The sequence below is a fragment of the Haladaptatus sp. genome (assembly GCF_049589095.1).
Classification (GTDB): domain Archaea; phylum Halobacteriota; class Halobacteria; order Halobacteriales; family Haladaptataceae; genus Haladaptatus.
Window position 1 is genome coordinate 1 of the sequence record NZ_JBAWAC010000420.1, and the last position, 4,711, is coordinate 4,711.

Consider the following 4,711-nt stretch of genomic DNA (forward strand, 5'->3'; position numbering starts at 1 on the left):
TGATTTGAGGTCATCCGCCGTAATCTCAGCGTCTGGTTCGTTGAGTAGCACAACTGAATGAACCAGACATCTCTTCAATCAGCTACTGATTCAGCCGTGACGCTACAGCGGGGAAGTACCTACTGTGAAGTCCGGGACATCAGTTACACACTGGATCGCGTTGCGACGGACCTCGCCGAGGAACGAGAGGAATTCGGGTTGACACCTGAACAACGCGAGACGCTGATGCTGGCACTCGAACGGGATTACTTCGACGTTCCGCGCGGCGTAACCCTCGGCGAACTCGCGGACGAACTCGGCGTCACCCAGCAGTCGGTATCCGAACGTGTCCGACGTGGAACCGGAAGCGTCCTCGAAGCGGTACTCCTCGAAGCGAACGGTCGGGACACCGGGTCCACGTAAAAGTGGGCTGTAATAACAGGCAGCATTGCTATCCTTACTACTCCGTTTTTCGAGAATACGATGGCCGAAATGCGAGACGACCGACAATCGAGCGGGACCACAGCACCCCCATGCAACCCGACTACGACGTTCGGCGACGCGGTCGGGATGTTCGGATTGGGTGTCCTTCTCCGTTTGCCGACGGAGTTACACGAGACACTGGCGGCCGAGTCACGACGGGAGGTTCTCGCGTATCTGTACGGCCTCGACAGAGAGGTTCCCGTTACCGAGATGGCAAATTATCTCACGGCGACAGGTATCGAACCCGACCAACGCCGGGCAAGGACGATTCTCAACCACGCACATCTGCCCAAACTCGACGATTCCGGGTTGATTCGGTGGGACCGAGAGGACGAGACGATACGGCTTTCGGTCGCCGATACCGCTCAGAACTGATAGCGGCGCTCGTCGTCGCGTTGGGGAAGCTGATTTGCACCGGTCATTTCTTCGAACGTCATGCCCGAGAGATACTCGTCGTAGGTCACGTCGTACGTGCTTCGGAGATGGAAGTCGAGCGTTCCGGATTCGACCGTCGTCTGAAACAATCGGTGAACGGCACGTCGGATGATCTCCGCGGAATCGTCGGTGTCGAACGCGGTGCCCAGCATGGCGAGTTCGTTGCGCGTTTCACGGTCGAGGGAGACGGAAAAGTCCTCGTCGAGCGACGAGTAGGTGGCTCGAACGTCGTCGTTCAGGTCGTCCAGACTCATTGCCGGGTGGTTGTGCGGTAGCGGGATACGGCTTTCGCTCTAGAACGGTTCGTCACAGCACCGACACTCGTCCCGGCTAGCGAAGTTGCGAGCGCTACAGTTCCCACAGACGATGTAGTGATAGGACTGTGGACTCGATTCGCGCGCTGAGCGCTGTCCTCGGTGTTCTTGAAGCGACATACCGGCACCTGCGAGCATGAACGTACACCCGACGGCGATCCACACGGACGGACTGCGGGCGAACACGAGTGGTGCCGCTGGCGCGACGATGATGCCGACGCCGATGAGGAAAAGTGTGGAGGGACGTACGTGCATCCAGCGAAGATTAAGACGAACGTGCAATAAGCCTTCAGATTAACTCGGCCGTTTGGTACCTGGTGTCGTGGAGCGCCCCGTGACAGCCGAAAAGCTCTCACACGTTTCGGTGTTCCCTCTCGAAAACCGCTATCCGTAAACCGTCGCCGTCCAAAACCCCACTGATGACCGAAACGGCGCCGTCGATCCCCGACAGAGACGCGGTACGCGACGCCCTCGTTTCGTGGTACGAGGACGACCATCGGTCGTTCCCGTGGCGCGAAACCGACGACCCATACGCCATCCTCGTCTCCGAGGTGATGAGCCAGCAGACGCAACTCGGCCGCGTCGTGACGGCGTGGGAGGCGTTCCTTGACCGCTGGCCGACCCCGGAGGACCTCGCGGCGGCCGACCGCTCGGACGTGGTCGGCTTCTGGTCCTCCCACAGTTTGGGCTACAACAATCGCGCGAAGTACCTCCACGAGGCCGCGAACCAAGTCATTGAGGAGTACGACGGCACGTTCCCCGAGACGCCGGACGAACTCCAGAACTTGCAGGGCGTCGGGCCGTACACCGCCAACGCCGTCGCTTCGTTCGCGTTTAACAACGGCAACGCGGTGGTCGATACCAACGTCAAGCGTGTGCTGTACCGGGCGTTCGACGTGCCGGACGACGATTCGGTTTTCGAGGAGGTCGCAAGCGACCTGATGCCCGACGGGGAGTCCCGCGTCTGGAACAACGCCATCATGGAACTCGGCGGCGTGGCCTGCGAGAAGACGCCCTCCTGTGATACCGCCGGTTGCCCGTGGCGCGAGTGGTGTCACGCCTACGAGACGGGCGATTTTACCGCCCCCGACGTACCTACCCAGCCCAAGTTCGAGGGTAGCCGTCGGCAGATGCGCGGCCGCGTGGTCTCGCTGTTGAAGGAGTACGACGAACTCCCGCTCTCGAAACTCGGCCCGCGGGTGCGAATCGATTACGGCGGCCAGTACGGCGAGGAGTGGCTCCGGGAACTGTGTTCGGATTTGGAAGGCGATGGGTTGGTGGAGTTGGAGGAGCGCGAGGAGTGGGTGGCACGACTTCGAAGATAGACGTTACTCGTAGTACGCGTCCAACCGGTCGCGAATCACGGCGACTATTTCACGCATCGTTTCTCTGTCCTCGAAATACACGCGTTCCGGCGGGTCGGACACGAGCGGCGACAGTTCGGACAGAACACGGGTTACTCCGTCCGTCGGTTGTTTCGCCTTCCAGTCCAACGAGAGCGACAGTGTCTCCGGATTCGCTTCGATTCGGCGAAGCTCCGTGAGCCGATAACAGCCACGCTCTCGAAGGCCCCCGCCGCGAACGCAGAGGACCATGCCGCTCAGCCGATAGGTTCGGTCGCCAGCGGACCACTCGATATCCGGCGTCAATGGCAGAGCGGTGGCTTGTTTTCCCGCGAGCGCATCGTCCACCGCCGCGACGAACGATTTGTCCGGTGGCTCCAGTTGGTAAATCGAATGATGCGGCACGGCGAAAAGCAGAGGTTCGTCACCGATGGTGAGGATCAGCGTGTGGAGGAAGAAGGCTCCACTGTTGCCATCCTCCAGCGACCACAGCTTTTCGAACGCTTCCGACCGTTCGGGAAGCGCTCCGTGATACCACGCACCCGGATGGCGGTCGTCACACCACGAGAGCGAGTCACGCACTTCCTCCCACGTCGCTCGACAGCGCGGCGCGTCGGGTAGCCCCATTTCGAGTTCGTCGTGGTCGATACCGACGTAGCCGTCGGTTGCGCGGTCGAGTGCGACTCGGAGGACTGCGCTTGAAGCGTCGTGAAAGTCCGCGGCGATCAGCATGTGTGAGAACTCGAAGGGTTCGACGTCCGGCGGATTCATATCGATCGTTCGGAGTACCGACACTTGGGCGTTCCCCTGCAACGTATTTCGCTTTGCCGCGCGACTGTTCTCCCATGGCCAATCAACCGCACGTCGTGGCGATCTGTGGCAGTCTCGGCGAGGAAAGCGTGACCAGATTCGCGCTCGAACATGCCCTCGTCGGCGTGGAGCGAGCGGGTGGAACCGGCGAACTCCTCGACCTCCGCGGATTCGACCTGCCGCAGTTCGACCCCGGTGAGCGGGAAGCGGGTGATGTTCCCGAACTAAAACGTCGCGTGCGCGCGGCGGACGCGGTCGTCCTGGGCACACCCGTCTATCACGGGTCGTACTCCTCGCCGCTGAAGGCGGCGCTCGACTACTGCGGGTTCGACGAGTTCGAGGGGAAGACCGTCGGCCTGCTCGCCGTGGCGGGTGGTCGGTTTCCGGTCACCGCGATGGACCACCTCCGGTCCGTCTGTCGCGCGCTCGATGCGTGGGTGCTCCCGTACGAGGTTGCGATTCCGCGCTCGCACAGCGCGGTCATGGACGGTGCGTTCACCGACGAGGAGTTGGAGAATCGCGTCGTCACCCTCGGGCGGCAGATAGTCCGCTACTCGCACATCGAGCCCTGCCCGCCGAGTTTCGAGAGCGGGGAAAATATCGGCGCGGCCGATTGAATGAGCAACTCTTTTGCCGTCGGATTGAGCGTCACACGGGTATGCACAAAATCACGAACAGCGGGTGGGTCGAGGTCATCACCGGCTGTATGTTCTCCGGGAAGACCGAGGAACTGCTCCGACGGCTTCGCCGCGCGGAGATCGCGGGGCAGGAAGTCGCGGTGTTCAAACCCGCACTGGACGACCGTTACGGCGAGGACACGGTCGGCTCCCACGACGGCAGCTCGTGGGAAGCGACCGTCGTGGAACCGGACGACGACGGCGTGTGGGAAATCCCGAAGGGACTGAACGGAGAGAAAGTCGTCGCCATCGACGAAGCGAACTTCTTCTCCGCGGAACTCGTCGACGTGTGTGAATTCCTCGCGGATGACGGACGACGCGTCATCATCAGCGGCACCGACCAGACCTTCCGCGGCGAACCGTTCGATCCGGTCCCGCAACTTATCTCCGTGTCCGAGTACGTCGAAAAGCTCCAAGCCATCTGTGCGCAGTGTGGCGAACCCGCGACGCGAAACCAGCGGCTCATCGACGGCGAACCCGCACACGTGGATGATCCCACGATTCTCGTCGGCGCACAGGAGTCCTACGAAGCGCGGTGTCGAAACTGCCACATCCTACGGCGCGAGTAGCGGAGTCGTGACGGCGACGATGGCGACGATCGAACCGACGCACGTCGTTCCGTGGTAACTAAAGGTGTGAGTACGTATTGGGGGTATGCTCAACCTACGGC

General features: G+C 61.6%; 8 protein-coding genes. 5 read left to right on the forward strand and 3 right to left on the reverse strand.

What is annotated here, in order from left to right; all coding sequences use genetic code 11:
- Window positions 1-96: 96 nt before the first annotated feature.
- Complete coding sequence (locus WBV42_RS13205) at window positions 97-402, forward strand: helix-turn-helix domain-containing protein (RefSeq protein ID WP_423986436.1); 306 nt, start codon at window positions 97-99, stop codon at window positions 400-402.
- A gap of 60 nt (window positions 403-462) precedes the next feature.
- Window positions 463-837: a DUF7344 domain-containing protein gene (locus WBV42_RS13210; protein ID WP_423986437.1), complete on the forward strand. Its 375-nt coding sequence runs from the start codon at window positions 463-465 to the stop codon at window positions 835-837.
- Here the strand turns inward: WBV42_RS13210 and WBV42_RS13215 are convergent.
- Both WBV42_RS13215 and WBV42_RS13220 read right to left on the reverse strand, forming a co-directional pair.
- On the reverse strand, window positions 828-1,151 hold the full coding sequence (locus tag WBV42_RS13215) for a hypothetical protein (protein ID WP_253227166.1): 324 nt from the start codon (window positions 1,149-1,151) through the stop codon (window positions 828-830). The two genes, WBV42_RS13210 and WBV42_RS13215, sit on opposite strands and share 10 nt — an antisense overlap.
- Before the next feature lie 39 nt (window positions 1,152-1,190).
- Complete coding sequence (locus WBV42_RS13220; RefSeq protein WP_066142124.1) at window positions 1,191-1,466, reverse strand: hypothetical protein; 276 nt, start codon at window positions 1,464-1,466, stop codon at window positions 1,191-1,193.
- A gap of 164 nt (window positions 1,467-1,630) precedes the next feature.
- Here WBV42_RS13220 and WBV42_RS13225 point away from each other — a divergent pair, with 164 nt between their 5' ends.
- The gene (locus WBV42_RS13225; RefSeq protein ID WP_423986438.1) at window positions 1,631-2,536 is read left to right on the forward strand and encodes an A/G-specific adenine glycosylase; all 906 of its coding nucleotides are present in this window, start codon (window positions 1,631-1,633) and stop codon (window positions 2,534-2,536) included.
- A gap of 3 nt (window positions 2,537-2,539) precedes the next feature.
- On the opposite strand, the gene WBV42_RS13230 is transcribed toward WBV42_RS13225, so the two are convergent.
- On the reverse strand, window positions 2,540-3,325 hold the full coding sequence (locus WBV42_RS13230; protein WP_423986439.1) for a hypothetical protein: 786 nt from the start codon (window positions 3,323-3,325) through the stop codon (window positions 2,540-2,542).
- 74 nt (window positions 3,326-3,399) lie between these two features.
- On the opposite strand from WBV42_RS13230, the gene WBV42_RS13235 reads away from it, so the two are divergent.
- Together WBV42_RS13235 and WBV42_RS13240 are read left to right on the forward strand one after the other, a co-directional pair.
- The gene (locus WBV42_RS13235; RefSeq protein WP_423986440.1) at window positions 3,400-3,981 is read left to right on the forward strand and encodes an NADPH-dependent FMN reductase; all 582 of its coding nucleotides are present in this window, start codon (window positions 3,400-3,402) and stop codon (window positions 3,979-3,981) included.
- Window positions 3,982-4,022: 41 nt separating this feature from the next.
- Entirely contained in the window at window positions 4,023-4,610 is a 588-nt protein-coding gene (locus tag WBV42_RS13240; protein WP_423986441.1) for a thymidine kinase, read from the forward strand.
- The last annotated feature ends 101 nt before the right edge of the window (window positions 4,611-4,711 follow it).